The organism is Mesorhizobium sp. G2-6-1 (assembly GCF_055809095.1).
On the sequence record NZ_JBVVTF010000001.1, the window covers coordinates 159,508 to 173,997 of the forward strand.

The following is a 14,490-nucleotide window of genomic DNA, read 5'->3' on the forward strand; positions in this document are numbered from 1 at the left end:
CATCGCCAGGCAGCGTCACACCGACACGAGTGCCGGGGGCGGGGGAGCGGCGGTCGCCTTGGTGTCGCGCATAAGGAAAAACGTGCCGTCGGCCAGTTGCAATTGATGCAGTAAGGCCGTTCCGAGATAGACAGAACGCACCACATCGGCGTCGAGCGAGGCTGATCCCGCCGCTGCGAGAGTCGCCCGTTCGGGGCGGATCGCCACCGTCACCATGCTGCCTGCCGCCAGTTGATCGCGCGCGTGCACCAAAGCCCCGCAATCCAGCCTGATCGCGCCACCAGCCTCGGCCTGGCCATTCAGAAGGTTGATGTCGCCAATGAAATCGGCCACGAACCGATGGTCGGGGCGCTCGTAAATGTCGCGCGGGCTACCCAGTTGCAGGATACGCCCACCTTGCATCACCGCCACCCGGTCGGAAAGCGTCAACGCTTCCTCCTGGTCATGGGTGACAAAGATGAAGGTGATGCCGGCGTCGTGCTGCAACTGCTTCAACTCGATCTGCATTTCCTTACGTAACTTCAGGTCCAGCGCCGACAACGGCTCATCGAGCAGCAGCACCCGTGGGCGAGGTGCCAGAGCACGGGCCAGCGCCACACGTTGTTGCTGACCGCCGGAAAGTTCGGCGGGGCGACGCTTGGAATATTGGCCCATGCGAACCATCTCAAGCGCTTCGCCGACGCGGCGCATGGCTTCCGTGCGCGCAATCCCCTGCATCTCCAGCGCGAAGGCGACGTTCTCTGCCACGGTAAGGTGCGGGAATAATGCGTAGTTCTGGAACACGGTGTTTACCGGACGACGGAAGGGCGGCAGATCGTTGATACGCTGCCCGTCGATCTGGATCTCGCCGTCGACAATCTCATCAAACCCCGCGATCAGGCGCAGGAAGGTGGTTTTTCCACAACCCGAAGGCCCAAGGAGCGTGAAGAATTCGCGTTGTCCGATATCAACCGATACTTCGTCAAGCACCCGGATCGTGGCGCCACCGCGCCCAAAGGTCTTGGACACTTTCCGCGCCGACACAGCGCAGGCAGTCAAGTCTGTCACATCAGGCCTCCATGGTCAGTAAGTGACTGTGACACGGGGAACGGCGCTGTCAAGATTGCATCCATTTATTTTATCCAATTCATGGATACGCCTTAACCTTCCTTCAGTATGAAACTTCGTTTGGCTTGGGCGGTATCATCTCGGCATCAACACTTTGCATATCAACTGTTTTGCCTTTGCCAGACCATCGCACCAATTCTTCTATTGCCATACTCGCGGCTCATCGCCGTATGATGGGATGTGATAAAGGAGTATGCGCGATCCGATAATGCCGCAGGGTCGGCAAAGTGGATGTGCAAACCATTTAAGGCAACCTGCCATTAAATGTCGTATGCTATTTTCGTGCGCCATATAGTGACTTCTGTTATGCTGAGACGGCACGAAACAGAACCTTCGGCTACCAAGATGCTTCAACAGAATATGGATTCGGGACAATCGGAAGGTCTCGATTTCCAAGAACTGAGCAACAAGGAGCGCTACAAGCTGCTGATCGGCTCAGTGGTGCCGCGATTGATCGCCTAGGCCCCTACCACCCTTGAATGCTGTCACCATGTGATCCTGAACATCGGCAACTTGCGGAAAATTGTCTTCGGCGAAGTCGTATATGTTCACATCCATCCTAAAGTTATCGATTCGAATTCCCACATCGATCCAACCGTCTCGATTCAATCGGACTCGTCGGCGGCCACGGCTACGCGAGAACGCATGGCTATCTTGATCTCCCCACCATGAGTTTGGAGCCCTAGTTGAAAAAGCAGATGCGAAAAACAAGTTGATTTTGTCGAACATCAACGTGTGTGCGATTGAAGCGGAGGCGGCCTGAACTTATTCGCAGGCCCCGATAGCTGAACACTCGCCATAGTAATCTCTAGTCTGGCAATATCTCAGCCTAAGCCTTCGGCACGTGCGTAACTGGTCAATATGTCGCGTATGTCGGTGGCATCTTCCGGCGATAACAATGCTCGAGTCGTGATGGAAGTGAGATGATCGACCATCAGGTCGGCTGCCCGCTTTGTATCATCGGATTTCAGGGCGGCCAACAGTTCGCGGTGTTCGGAGACGGCGCATTCCGAGGAATGCGGTCGCCCATAAAGTGCCAGGATAAGAGAACTGCGTGAAACAAGTTCGTTCACGTAGCGTATGAGGATCGCATTGCCCGTCATTGCGGCGAGCATTGAATGAAACTCGCCCGCCAAGCGGATCGACCTACCATCATTACGCCCGTTGGCCTCCGCTTCGGCAGCGATGTGCGCGCTCAGCTCCTCATGTTCCTTTTCACTGAGGTTGCCTGTGATGGTTTCGACGACCAAGCGTTCCAGCGCGAGCCGTGTGATAAAAAGGTCATGGCCTTCCTCCAAGCTAGGCCGAGCCACACAGGCCCCTTTATTGAGACGCAGTTCAACAAGCCCCTCTTCGCTCAGGCGCACCAGCGCTTCACGGACCAGAGTTCTGCTAACGCCGAGACGCTCGCCGATGGAGTCCTCCGGCAGCTTAGCGCCTGGAACGAGCGCTTGATCCAGGATTGCTCGCTTTAGTGCGCGATGGACCGCTTGCGATCGCCCACCGGCGACCTTCACCATTTCCCGCATATCGGATGAGCCCGCTTTTTTGTGCAATTTTATGTCCTGATTTTTGTTGAAGTACCAATGAATTACGCATCTTACAAGTTTTGCGCGTGACTACCGAGGCGATTCTCGGCACCAGCGTTATCAAAAGCAAGCGCCCCACTCGAAAAATTCCGCGCGACATGAAATGAAATAGTTCAGCCGGCGTTGTCAGAGCGTTGCGACCCAGTCCCGGTAAGAGCAAGATGGCCGTCGGCGCTGTCAAGGTGTGAAATTTCACCAAGTCGTAACCCCCCAGCGGTGGAATACCAACCAACTGATTCCGCTACATTTTTAGATGTTAAAATGGGGTTACGATCGGCGCAAATTTTGCCGATTGAAACGATTAATTTGCTTAGTCAAATCAATATGATAGTGCTTGTTCGTGCTGGGTCGATGTTCGGCGCGAACTTACATCATAGAGCGGCACTTCGTGAATCGAGCCGATCCCGATCGTCACGTCATCGGGGGCGAGTTCAGCTGCGGCGCGCAGCAGACCAGCGTTGTAGGATGCGCGGCGCAGACTGCCTGAGAGGCCAAGGATCGTGGTCATGGGATACTTTCTGTTTCTGCACGGCTCAAACTGCGGCGGACAAGGGCGGTCGCTATCAGAAGCGTGGCGATGATTTCCAGCGCAAATGGCGCAGACAACCCTACGAACAAGATCAGACCAGCGACCAGCAGCAGCAACCAGCGCCCGGCTCCATCGAGGTAGAGTCGGTCACGGATCAGCCAAAGCGTTGCCAGATAAATCGCGACGGGAACAGCTATGGCCAGAATGCCTATCTGGGGATCGACATGCGCGGACTGGTCCAGGATGCGCAACATGACCGTCATGCCGGCCCCGGTCGCAGCTCCGGCGGCGAAGAGGACGAAATGGCCGTAGCCCCAGAGCAGCGCATGGCCCAGTTCGTCACTCGCCAGATGCTCATCGTCCGTGAAATAGATGCCCCAAAGCGAGAAAGCGATGACAGCCGACAAAACCGCCAGCCAGAGAGATCTGGGATCGGGAAACGCTGCGCCGCTCTCAATCTGGATCATCGCCGTGATCGCAATGAACACTTCAGCCAGAACGATGATGTTCAACAGTCCATATCGTTCGATCATGTGATGCCGGTGCCAGGTAGTAACACCGTGACGCTCGGCAAGGGCCGGAACGGCCAGTTCTCCCGTAGCGCCGACGAAAAAAAGCGGCAGATAGACCGCCGAGGTCGGCGACACGAGCACGACGAACGCGATCCAATAGAGCTGCATCGCGGTAATGCCACTGGCATAGCGCAGCGCCGTTGAGCGGTGATCCGGATCGCCCCTTGCGGCTCCCAGCCAGAAGACCGCCATCCCGAGCCGCATAACGATGAATCCCAGCAGAGCCAACCAGATCCGCTCATGTTCAAAAACCGCCCCGATGCCTGCCGCCAACATCAGCGCGCCAAACATGATGACCATGGTAACAATGCGAAAGGCAGAGGAATTGTCATCATAGGCCGATGCGAACCAGGTATAATTCATCCAGGCCAACCATATCATGAAGAAGCTGCATGCGAAGCCGATCACGCCCTGCACGACATGGGCTTCTTCGACGGCGTGCGCGAGCCCATGGGCGGCGGCGGCGATCGCTATCACCGACGCCAGATCGAACATCAGTTCAAGCGGCGTCGCTGGGCGGTGTGCCTCGTCAGGATTACGGGCGGCAAAGTAGAAGAAGTTATTTTGCGTCATATCGATCCGGATTTGCCCATATCGTTTGTTCTAACCTATTTCCTGTATTTGGGATTTTCGAAACGAAATGTCCGTTTGGGTAGACCGCCGGTATGGCCCGGCGGCCGTAAGGTCAGTCAAGTGGCTTTAATCCGGCCTCAATCTGCACGCGGCGGTCCTCAAGAAACGGAGGCAGAGCGAGGCTTTCGCCCAAGGCACCCATCGGCTCGTCCACGGCAAATCCCGGCCCGTCGGTCGCGATCTCGAACAAATTTCCACTCGGTTCGCGAAAGTAAAGGCTCCGGAAATAGTAGCGCTCGACCTCGCCTGAGTTGGGAACGCGCGCTTCGTTCAGGCGCTTCGCCCATTCGCGGCTCGTTTCCATGTCCGGTGTGCGAAACGCAACATGATGTACTGCCCCTGCGCCCGGCCGCGCGACCGGCAAATCAGGCTGAACGGCGACGTGCAGCTCGGCCGCGGTCCCGCCTCTGCCCATCTCGAACACATGCACCGTGCCTTTGCCATCGGGGCTGGCATAATCCCGCGCCTCACGCATATTCAGGACGTCTGTGAGCATCACTTTGGTGGGGTCAAGGTTGGGCACGGAGATGGTAATGGGTCCAAGCCCGCGGATCTGATGTTCCGTTGGCACCGGGCTGCGGTCCCACGGATACACTATCCCATCGTCATCGGCAGTCAGACGGAACCGCTGTCCTTCCGGGTCCTCAAAATCGAGCGTGGCGCGACCGTCCAATGCGGCGACTTCGCCGCGCGTCAGACCCGCGTCGCTCAGACGACCCGCCCAGAACTCAAAACTGTCCTCAGCGACCCGAAGCCCAGTGCGGCTGATCGAATGGGTACCGCGCCGTTCCGGGGCAGTTGGCCAGTCGAAAAAGGTGAGGTCGCTACCCGGCGTCGCCTTCCCGTCCGCATAGAACAGGTGATAGGCGGATGTGTCGTCCTGATTGACGGTCTTCTTGACTAACCGCAGGCCGAGCGTGTCTTTATAAAATCGCTTGTTCGCAGGTGCATTGGCAGTAATCGCCGTCAGGTGGTGGATTCCGGTCAGGTCCATGATGGCCTCCTTTCATTGCATCACATATCGGCGCAATGAGCGTTTCGAACCAGCGATACGGTAGCGAATGCCGCGTTCTGTTATTGCGAACAACGCGACACCTGATAAGCTCGCCCCATGCGCTACACTTTTGACGAAATCGAGACTTTCCTTGCCGTGATGGAGCTTAGCACCATCACCGCCACCGCTGCTCGGATGAACCTGTCGAAATCTGTCATCAGCAAACGAATTTCCGATCTCGAACTCACGCTTGGAGCAGCTCTCTTTCGGCGCAATGCAGGCCGTATCACGCCAACGGAGGCTGCCCTTCGGCTCGACGACCGGCTGCGACCGGCTCTCGCCGAACTCACGGCTGCCGCGGAAAGTGCAGCCTGGGGTGGAAGGGGCGACGACACCCTGCGAGGAACGCTCTCGATTGCCGCGCCTATGAGCTTTGGTGCGCTTTATCTATCACCAATTATTGCTGGCTTCGCGGCGCAGAATCCCGAGCTGGACCTGCGCATTGATTATGACGATCGAGCGCGCGATCTGTTGCGCGAGGGCTTCGACATCGCCATACGCATCGGCCATCTGCGAGACACTGCTTTGATGCAGCGCAAGCTTTGCGAAGATGAAGCTGTTCCTTGCGCCAGCCCCGCCTATCTGGAACGGTACGGACGACCAACAGGATTGGCCGATCTGGGTGCTCATCAGATCATCGGCTATCATCATTTGTCGAATGCGCAACTCTGGGAACTTGGCAAAGGTGTTCCGCCCACGCTTCACAGTCGCATCACGCTAAACAACGGTGAAGCGATGCGTGACATGGCCATCGAAGGATTGGGCTTGGCAATCCTGCCCGGCTTCATCGCCACCCCGGCGATTGCAAAGGGCAGACTGGAGCGCATCTTACCAAACATGGAAACCCGACGCCTTCCAATCGTCGCTCTCTGGCCGTCGATCACACCAATGCCGCCAAAACTGCGCCGCTTTGTTGACCATCTTCTGGTCGAACTCGAGGGGGAGCGGCCTTGGCGATCCAATTAAGACATGTCGCCGGGAGACAGAACCATTGCATCCATGGGTTCCCGACCGAAGCCTCGCTTACCAGAACGAGGATGGCCATGCGTAGGATTGCGGAAATTGTCAATTCCATAAGGGCAGCAAGCTCGATAGTTTTGAATTGTGCCCGTCGAAGGCGGCCCTCGCGGCGAAAACTGGCATTGTATGCAAAAATTCACCCAACTTGGGCTGACGCAGATTTGCTAACGATCGTGATCATTTCGCGCCAATTTATGATGTCAAATCAGAATAATAGAATTCTTTGAACGGCTGACCAAAGTTCGCCGCAATTTTGCAATTTAGGCAGGCACTGAGTGTGAAATTGCGCCGAACCGTAACCCCGGCAGTGGAATTTCAAACCACCCAATCCACTACACTTTCAGATGTTGGAATAGGGTTATGACAGGCGCAATTTTCGCCATTACGAAACGACCAATTTGTTCTGTTATATCAATATGATAGAGCCTGTTCGCGCAGGGTCCATGTTCGACGCAATTTTACAGCCATATCCTAGAAATCACAAACAGAAGCTCTCCACCAAACCAGGCAAGTCCAGCCGACGAACGATCTACCCGAAGTTCCGTCGCGACCGGCGTCCACACATCTCCGCCGCCGCCCGGAAGGAAGTGTCTTTTTCGAGTCATTTCATCGCTCGCGCACATTTCTCGCCGATCAACATTGAAGGCGTATTGGTGTTTCCACCTATGAGCGTGGGCATGATGGAGGCATCAGCGACGCGCAGGTTTTGCAGCCCGTGCACCTTCATCGAAACAGGATCGACCACAGCCACGCGGTCGCGGCCCATCTTCGCGGTGCCCACGGGGTGATAAACCGTCAACGCCTCGGCACGCAGGTAGGCCGCGATTTCCTCGTCGCTCTGCACATCGGGGCCCGGCAGCATCTCATGCCCATCAAGCCCGGCCATCGGTTCGGCCGCGAATATCCGCCGGGCGAGCTTGATACCCTCGACCAGCACCTGGATATCTTGTTCATCGGAAAACAAGCGGTGGTCGATTTCAGGGACGAGCGCGCCATTTTCGCGCGCGATGCGAATCTCGCCCATAGATTTCGGGCGTAGCACGCAGGTATGCACAGCATAGCCATGCCCCCATTCGACCAGCCTACCCCGATGGCTACGGTAACCTGGCACGAAATGAAACTGGACATCCGGCAGATCGCCGGCCAGAGGCGTCTTGGCGAAGCCGCCCGCGACAACGTAGTTGGTCGATAGCTCACCCTGGCGCCGCATGGCAAAGGCAAAAGGAGACGCAAGCAGGCGCTGCCAGTTTCCGAACGAAAACCCAAGGGTCCGCGTCGATCGGCTGCGCACAGTGATCATCCCATCGACGTGATCGCGCAGGTTCCGGCCGACGCCAGGCAGATCGAGCGCCACGTCGATGCCCGCCTTCTTCAGCATGTCTGCCGGGCCGATGCCTGAGGCCATCAGCGCCATCGGGGTACCAATCGTGCCGCCGCTAAGGACAACCTCGTTAGTGCATCCGACCTGCTGCGTCTCACCATTGCGCACCACCTCAATCCCGATCACGCGGCCTTCGGACAGGATCAACTGCTTCAACTGTGTATCTGTCCATATGGTCAAGTTGGTCCGATTCCGGACCGGCTGAAGAAAGGCATTGTAGGCCGAAAAGCGGATCCCATCCTTCTGGGTGACATCATAGACGCCCAACCCCAACTGGGACGGTCCATTGAAATCGGTGTTGTGGGGCAGTTGAAGGGTTTCGCCTGCAGCGATGAAATCTTCACAGACAGGGTTGGGATCAGTCGGGCGCGCAACATTCAGTTCGCCGTTCGTGCCATGATAGGTCGGATCCTGCCTGTTACGATTGCGTTCGATATCTTTAAAGATCGGCAGTACATCGTCCCACCCCCAGCCCTCACAGCCTAGGTCACGCCATTGGTCGTAATCCTGCGCAGCACCACGGATATAGAGCATGGAATTGAGGGAAGATGAACCGCCCAGCATCCGACCACGATTCACCGGAATGCGGCGATTGTTCATCTCCGGCTGCGGCGTGCCGACAAATCCATAGTCAAAGCGTGGCCGACCATACATCGCAAGAATCCCTGCGGGCACTTTTACGCGCAGGTCGCGCTCTGATCCGCCCGCCTCGATCACCAACACGCGCTTGGTGGGATTGCCAGAGAGCCGGTTCGCCACCACGCATCCTGCAGATCCCGCTCCGACGACGATATTGTCAAAAGTTGGCATCGGTGTCCTCATATGTGACGCGCCCGTTACAGATGGTCAAGACAATCGAAGCAGCCTCGGCGGTCTCGGCCAAATCCTCCAGCCGTCCGTCGATCAGGACGAAGTCGGCGTCGAAACCAGGCTTCAGCGCACCGCGACGATCATCGCAGAAATCCGCATAGGCACCGCCTGTCGTGTAGGCCGAAAGGCAGTCGTCCAGGCTGATCCGCTGATCCGGTGCGTCATCGGCCCAGGGCTGGCGCGTCAATGCGCAGTGGATGGCATGGAGCGGCGAGAGCGGCGAAACCGGCCAGTCGGTGCCGAACGCCAGCGGTATATCACGTTCACGGATCATGCTCCAAGGAAACGCCGTATTCCAGCGGGTGCGCCCCATGATGGTGGTGGTCGGCTCAAGCGGCAGACCGGCAGAACCCGGCGGATGGACTGGCTGCATCGAGGCGACGATGCCCAAGGGTTTCAGCCGGTCGAGATCTGCTGGCATGATCGTGTCGATATGCTCGATCCGGTGACGCGCATCTCGTGTACCGTTAGCCTTTGCGGCGGCCTCATAGCCGTTGATGGCAGCGCGCACGGCACCGTCGCCGACCGCATGGGTAGCCACCTGCAAGCTGCGCTGATCTGCTTCGATACAGATTGCGTTGAAAACCTCCGGGGCGATCAGCGGTTCGGAGCGGAAACCGGGGCGGTCCGGATAATCGGTGACGGTCAATGCGGTCCACGTGTCATAGACCCCGTCCAGGAAGAGCTTGATCCGGCCAAAATGCAGCCAGCCGGGCACTTCTTCACCGAACATGTCGATCCGCGCTACCCCTTTGGGGCCGTCACTCTCAACCAGTTTAAGCGGAAGGCTGACCCGCACCGGCATGTCCCCGGTCTGCACCAGATCGCGCATCAGGCCTGCCTGATAGGGATTGCCATCCATGTTGACGGCATGGGTGATGCCGTGCTGCGCACAATAGGCGCCGGCCTGCGCAATCAGATTGCGGTCATGGGCTCGGTCTTCTTCGGGGATATCGTCCATACCGGCATAGTTCAGCCCGTCGCGCCCCTTAAGCTTCGAGATCATCTTGATCCGATGCATGGCTGCGAATTCGCGCAATTCGCCGGTGGCGCGCCCGTCTTCGCCCATCACCACCGTCGAACCAGCACCAACATCGGCACCGTGCAGGATTCCGGCCAGTTCCAGCGCACGGGTATTCGCCCAGGCGCAATGCAGATCGACCGCCACCAGGCAGATCGGGCGGTCGGAACAAATCTTGTCCAGGTCATGCCTGTCGGGACGGCGATCCTTACCAAAAATGGTGTAATTGGCGGCAAAGCCCGACTGCAGGTCGTCACCGGGGTTGTCTCGCAGGAATTTGTGAAAAGCAGTGCGGGTCGCATCAAACCCGAACGTGTTACCCAGATTGAGCATCGACAATGACGTGCCCCCCATAAACAAATGCAGGTGGCTTTCGACAAAGCCGGGCATCAGTTCGCGCCCGCCCGCATCAATGACGCGGGTTTCGGGGCCGACATGGGTACGAATGGTTGCATCGTCGCCGAGGACAAGGATGCGGCCACCGGTCACGACCACCGCCGTGGTGCCGGCGGTGGCAAAACGCGGGCGGGTCCGCGCGTTCAGGATGACCAGATCAGCGGGCATGAAATTCTCCATAGTGCGGGGGCCGTGATGATGACCCCCGCTTCAAACGCTTACTGCAACAGTTGCGTCCAGACCTTGGTAACGAGGTCCTGCGCCTTGGGTGAACAGGTGCGTGACATTTCCACCGGTACCGTCGGGTATAGCGCGGGGGCCTTTTCCTCAGTGTATTTCTTTTTTGCGTCAATCACGGTCAGCGGCGAGGAATGCGCGTAATAGTTCATCTCGATGGTCGCGTTTTCCGGCTCAGCCATGAACTCGATGAATTTGATCGCGTTCTCGCGGTTCGGCGCACCCTTGGGGATGACCCAACTGTCGATCCAGCCGACCAACCCTTCCTTGGGCATCGCATATTTCAACGGCGCACCAGTGGCAATCGCGCGCACGGTCTCGCCATCCCACCAGAAATGTGTCGCAACTTCACCCGAACCCAACCGGCCTTCGATGTTGTCTGACGAATAGACAGCTACATATGGCTTTTGCGCCACTAGCAAGTCGAGCACCTTTTTCATCTCGGTCGGGTCTTCGGTGCAGAACGGAATGCCGAGATAGAGCTGCGCGGTGCCAATGATCTCGTCCGGGTAGGAGAGCATGGCGATCTTGCCCTTCAGTTGCTCATCTGGCTCAAAGAAATCTTTCAGGCTGTCTGTCGGCCCGGCGTATTCCTTAGTGTTCACCACAAAGCCCGCGGTACCGTAGGAATTGGGGATCGAATATTCCTGAGTCGGGTCCCACCACTGGTTGCGCCAGCGCTCCTGAATCTGATCATAGGCTTTCAGCTTGTTGGCACCGTAGTTCTCAATCAGACCCTCGTCGATCATGATCCGCAAAAAGTGCTGTGACGGCAAGGCGACATCATAGCCAGAAGCGCCCGCCTGTAGCTTGGTCAGCAGATCCTCATTCGAGGTATAGCCATCCACGTTGACATTCACGTCGTATTCCTTCGTAAACTTCTCGATCAGGTCCGGCGCGATCGACTCCGACCAGACGTAGAGGTTCAGACTTCCCTCGGCCTGTGCACTGGTTCCCAGACAAAGCACGATGGCAGTTGCGGTAAGAAATTTGTTCATGGTTTCCTCCTGTTGAACATCGTTTTTCAGTTTTCAGTTTTCTTCTCGAACGCCACGCGCGGCGACAGTCAACGCGATGGTTGCCAACACGAGTGATGCAAGAATGAGCAACGTTGCTATGGCGTTTAGTTCGGGTGACGTGCCCGCTCGGATCAGCGAGAAGATGTAGACCGGCAAGGTCGTCGTTCCACCCGAACTGAGCATGTTCGATGTAATGAAGTCGTCCATCGAGATCAGGAACGCCAGCATCGCGCCCGAAAACAATCCTGGAAAAATCAGCGGCAGCGTCACTCGGCGGAACACCGTCCAACGCGGCGCATAGAGATCGCTCGCAGCCTCCTCGAAATCCATCGACATGCCCTGAAGCCGTGCCCGTATCGGCAAGAAGGCGAACGGCGTACAAAAGGCCGAATGCGCGATGACCAGCTTGAGCAAACCATTTTGAAGGCCGATCAGCGAAAACAGGATCAACGTTGCGACAGCCAGCACGATCTCGGGCAAGAGCAGGGGCAGGTTAACGATGGTTTCCGACAACTTGCGGAATCGGACGTTTTTGCCGCGGATGACTGCCAGAGCCGCCATGAGGGCGATGGCAGTTGATATCACAGTGGCAATCGCCGCGACGATCAGAGATGTCTTCAGAGCCCCCATAAGTGCGTCATTATTCAACGCTGATCCATACCATTTGAACGAGAACTCGGTCCAGACACTGGTGATCCGGTTGGCATTGAAGGAATAGAGGATCACCACAGCCAGAGGCGCATATAGGTAGACAAAAAAGGCCACACTCAGCGCGCCAAGGCCAGGGTAATGCTTGACGTCGCGATGCTTGCTCATGCCGTGCTCTCCTTTCGGGCGGTCCGTTGGGCCAGAAAGATCAGGACGATCATCACGAAGACCAGCAGTGTCACAGCGATGGCAGAACCGAACGGCCAGTTGCGGCCACCACCGAATTGCAGTTGGATCAGTGATCCCATCATCATCTGCTTGCCACCGCCCATCAGGATCGGCTCTAGCACCGCACCCAGCGCCGGAACGAAGACGAGGATGGCACCGGAGGCGATACCCGGCGCAGTCAGCGGCAGGATCACCCGGCGCAGTGCAGTCCAGCGGTTGCCGTAAAGGTCATGCGCAGCCTCGATCAGCGTGCCGTCGAGTTTCTCGATCGAGGCGAAAACCGGCAGCACCATCAGCGGAATATAGGTATAGACCATCGCAGCCAGCGTCGCGCCATCGTTATACATCAGGCTCAGACCGGGCGAGGCGCCGAAGACTTCCAGAAACCGCGGCAACGGGCCGTCCTTGCCCAGGATGATCATCCAGGCATAAATGCGAAGGATCATCGACATCCAGAACGGCAGGGTGACCAGATAGACCAGTATTGCCTTTCGCCGGGTGGGTTGGCCGGCGATGAAATAGGCGACCGGCACCGCAAGGATGAGGCACAAGAACGTGGTTACGGCGGCAAGACCCAAGGTGCGCAAGATGATGATCACATATTGCGGGGTGAATTCCATTTCTCCGGTCCAACCCTCGTTGAACAGGATCTGTTTGTAACCAGACAGATCGAAGCCCCACTCGAATCCGCCATATGCACCCCGCAGAGCCACCGACACTGCGACCACGATCAGTATCGGGAACAGCAACGCGACACCCATCAGCAGCCACGACGGCAGCAACCCGAGATAGGCGAGATTGACCGAACCTCGGCGTGTTGGTGTGCCCGCTGCGGCACCGACACCGGCATCGGTGGCGGGATGGGTCGCCTCGATCATGCCGCCAGCACCCGCGCCGAATTTTCGACAAAACCTACATGCACCGTGCTTCCGACATCGATTGTATCGCCTTCACGGGACGCATTGCGCCGCGAGGCACGGATATTGGTACCATTGGCCGACAGCAGGTAATGCGTATATCCTCCAAGATAGTGTTTATTGACGACTTGGGCCTTAAAATCGATACCCTGGACCTGATCGCCAAGGTTCAGCTTCTCCGGACGGATCGACAGGGTTGCCTTGCCTGCTGTTATTCCGCTTGGTGAGGGAACGGTGATGACTTGGTCGAAAGGTGTGCGAACGGTGGCCGTATGATCGTGCGCCTCCAACACCTCGATATCCAGAAAGTTCGTTTCACCCACGAAATCCGCGACAAAGCGGTTGCAGGGTTCTTCATATATCTGCGAGGGCGTTCCTATCTGCTGCACCTCGCCGCTGCCAAGAACCGCGATGCGGTCGGACATTTCCAGGGCCTCTTCCTGGTCATGGGTGACAAATACAAAGGTGATTCCGGTGTCGCGCTGAAGGCTGCGGAGCTCATCACGCATAGCTTGACGCAATTTCAAATCCAAAGCCGAAAGTGGTTCGTCCAACAACAACACCTTGGGCTCGGGCGCCAGCGCACGGGCCAGCGCCACGCGCTGACGTTGCCCACCCGAAAGTTGCGTGGGTTTGCGCTTGGCCATAGCGCTCATGTGGACGCGCTCCAGCATCTCGCCCACCCGGGCCTTGATGCGGGCCTTGTCCTGCCCGAGGTTTTCCAGACCGAAGGCGACGTTCTGCTCAAGCGTCATGTGGGGAAACAATGCATAGTTCTGAAACACCGTATTCACCCGACGCCTGTGCGGGGGGTGTTCACGATATCGCGGTCATGCAGCAAGATGTTGCCAGTATCGGGCATCTCAAAACCCGCCATCATACGCAACAGAGTGGTTTTGCCACATCCCGATGGGCCAAGCATCGTGAAGAATTCATTCTCCCGAATATGGAAACTGACCGAACTCAGCGCCTGATACGACCCAAATCTTTTTGAAACGTGGGTCACTTCGACAGCGTTCTGTTGGCTCATCTGGCTATCCTCATACTGACCCGACGAGCCGAGAATGTTGGCGGGTGGTCTTGTGGTTGCGTCAATCGGGGAATTAAAAGCAGAGCGACGACCCCCGATAAATGAGTAGTTCCGTAACCGCTGATTAGGATGAAGCTAAACATGACAGCTTAGGGTCTCTTTCCACGGCTCCGTTACCGCTTCCGTGTTTTCTTCTATTGTTTTATGGGAATGCACCCGAACTAACCAGCAGACCGACG

General features: G+C 57.2%; 11 protein-coding genes and 2 pseudogenes. 1 reads left to right on the forward strand and 12 read right to left on the reverse strand.

What is annotated here, in order from left to right:
* Positions 1-15 precede the first annotated feature (15 nt).
* The 5 genes and pseudogenes from AC0L7S_RS20385 to AC0L7S_RS20405 all read right to left on the reverse strand — a co-directional run bounded on the left by AC0L7S_RS20385 (position 16) and on the right by AC0L7S_RS20405 (position 5,424).
* Positions 16-1,008, reverse strand: coding sequence for an ABC transporter ATP-binding protein (locus AC0L7S_RS20385; protein ID WP_473474545.1), 993 nt, complete (start codon positions 1,006-1,008; stop codon positions 16-18).
* A gap of 923 nt (positions 1,009-1,931) precedes the next feature.
* Positions 1,932-2,627, reverse strand: a complete 696-nt coding sequence (locus tag AC0L7S_RS20390) for a GntR family transcriptional regulator (protein ID WP_473474546.1) — start codon at positions 2,625-2,627, stop codon at positions 1,932-1,934.
* Between the two features lie 439 nt (positions 2,628-3,066).
* Positions 3,067-3,204, reverse strand: a pseudogene (locus AC0L7S_RS20395) (NAD(P)H-dependent oxidoreductase); the annotation flags it as partial.
* On the reverse strand, positions 3,201-4,370 hold the full coding sequence (locus tag AC0L7S_RS20400; RefSeq protein WP_473474547.1) for a low temperature requirement protein A: 1,170 nt from the start codon (positions 4,368-4,370) through the stop codon (positions 3,201-3,203). The pseudogene AC0L7S_RS20395 and the gene AC0L7S_RS20400, both read right to left, overlap by 4 nt.
* Positions 4,371-4,482: 112 nt before the next feature.
* Positions 4,483-5,424, reverse strand: coding sequence for a ring-cleaving dioxygenase (locus tag AC0L7S_RS20405; protein WP_473474548.1), 942 nt, complete (start codon positions 5,422-5,424; stop codon positions 4,483-4,485).
* Between the two features lie 117 nt (positions 5,425-5,541).
* Here AC0L7S_RS20405 and AC0L7S_RS20410 point away from each other — a divergent pair, with 117 nt between their 5' ends.
* Positions 5,542-6,450, forward strand: a complete 909-nt coding sequence (locus AC0L7S_RS20410; protein ID WP_473474549.1) for a LysR family transcriptional regulator — start codon at positions 5,542-5,544, stop codon at positions 6,448-6,450.
* Positions 6,451-7,105: 655 nt separating this feature from the next.
* Here AC0L7S_RS20410 and AC0L7S_RS20415 read toward each other — a convergent pair.
* From AC0L7S_RS20415 to AC0L7S_RS20445, 7 genes and pseudogenes are all read right to left on the reverse strand, one after another.
* Complete coding sequence (locus AC0L7S_RS20415; RefSeq protein WP_473474550.1) at positions 7,106-8,695, reverse strand: GMC family oxidoreductase; 1,590 nt, start codon at positions 8,693-8,695, stop codon at positions 7,106-7,108.
* Complete coding sequence (locus AC0L7S_RS20420) at positions 8,682-10,340, reverse strand: amidohydrolase (protein ID WP_473474551.1); 1,659 nt, start codon at positions 10,338-10,340, stop codon at positions 8,682-8,684. Before AC0L7S_RS20420 ends, AC0L7S_RS20415 begins: the two co-directional genes overlap by 14 nt.
* 50 nt (positions 10,341-10,390) lie before the next feature.
* Positions 10,391-11,407, reverse strand: a complete 1,017-nt coding sequence (locus tag AC0L7S_RS20425; RefSeq protein ID WP_473474552.1) for an extracellular solute-binding protein — start codon at positions 11,405-11,407, stop codon at positions 10,391-10,393.
* Between the two features lie 33 nt (positions 11,408-11,440).
* On the reverse strand, positions 11,441-12,244 hold the full coding sequence (locus AC0L7S_RS20430) for an ABC transporter permease (protein ID WP_473474553.1): 804 nt from the start codon (positions 12,242-12,244) through the stop codon (positions 11,441-11,443).
* Complete coding sequence (locus tag AC0L7S_RS20435; protein ID WP_473474554.1) at positions 12,241-13,182, reverse strand: ABC transporter permease; 942 nt, start codon at positions 13,180-13,182, stop codon at positions 12,241-12,243. The genes AC0L7S_RS20430 and AC0L7S_RS20435 overlap by 4 nt, the downstream gene beginning before the upstream one ends.
* Positions 13,179-13,730 carry an ABC transporter ATP-binding protein gene (locus AC0L7S_RS20440; RefSeq protein WP_473474634.1) on the reverse strand — a complete coding sequence of 184 codons (552 nt, stop codon included), beginning with the start codon at positions 13,728-13,730 and terminating at the stop codon, positions 13,179-13,181. The genes AC0L7S_RS20435 and AC0L7S_RS20440 overlap by 4 nt, the downstream gene beginning before the upstream one ends.
* A pseudogene (locus AC0L7S_RS20445) lies at positions 13,719-14,251 on the reverse strand (ABC transporter ATP-binding protein); the annotation flags it as partial. The gene AC0L7S_RS20440 and the pseudogene AC0L7S_RS20445, both read right to left, overlap by 12 nt.
* Between the last annotated feature and the right edge of the window lie 239 nt (positions 14,252-14,490).

Bases quoted from the DNA above. Each gene is read 5' to 3' on its own strand.
- AC0L7S_RS20405 (WP_473474548.1), bottom strand. From the start codon at position 5,424: ATGGACCTGACCGGAATCCACCACCTGACGGCGATTACTGCCAATGCA.
- AC0L7S_RS20440 (WP_473474634.1), bottom strand. From the start codon at position 13,730: ATGCGTGATGAGCTCCGCAGCCTTCAGCGCGACACCGGAATCACCTTT.
- AC0L7S_RS20435 (WP_473474554.1), bottom strand. From the start codon at position 13,182: ATGATCGAGGCGACCCATCCCGCCACCGATGCCGGTGTCGGTGCCGCA.
- AC0L7S_RS20400 (WP_473474547.1), bottom strand. From the start codon at position 4,370: ATGACGCAAAATAACTTCTTCTACTTTGCCGCCCGTAATCCTGACGAG.
- AC0L7S_RS20430 (WP_473474553.1), bottom strand. From the start codon at position 12,244: ATGAGCAAGCATCGCGACGTCAAGCATTACCCTGGCCTTGGCGCGCTG.
- AC0L7S_RS20425 (WP_473474552.1), bottom strand. From the start codon at position 11,407: ATGAACAAATTTCTTACCGCAACTGCCATCGTGCTTTGTCTGGGAACC.
- AC0L7S_RS20390 (WP_473474546.1), bottom strand. From the start codon at position 2,627: ATGGTGAAGGTCGCCGGTGGGCGATCGCAAGCGGTCCATCGCGCACTA.
- AC0L7S_RS20415 (WP_473474550.1), bottom strand. From the start codon at position 8,695: ATGCCAACTTTTGACAATATCGTCGTCGGAGCGGGATCTGCAGGATGC.
- AC0L7S_RS20420 (WP_473474551.1), bottom strand. From the start codon at position 10,340: ATGCCCGCTGATCTGGTCATCCTGAACGCGCGGACCCGCCCGCGTTTT.
- AC0L7S_RS20410 (WP_473474549.1), top strand. From the start codon at position 5,542: ATGCGCTACACTTTTGACGAAATCGAGACTTTCCTTGCCGTGATGGAG.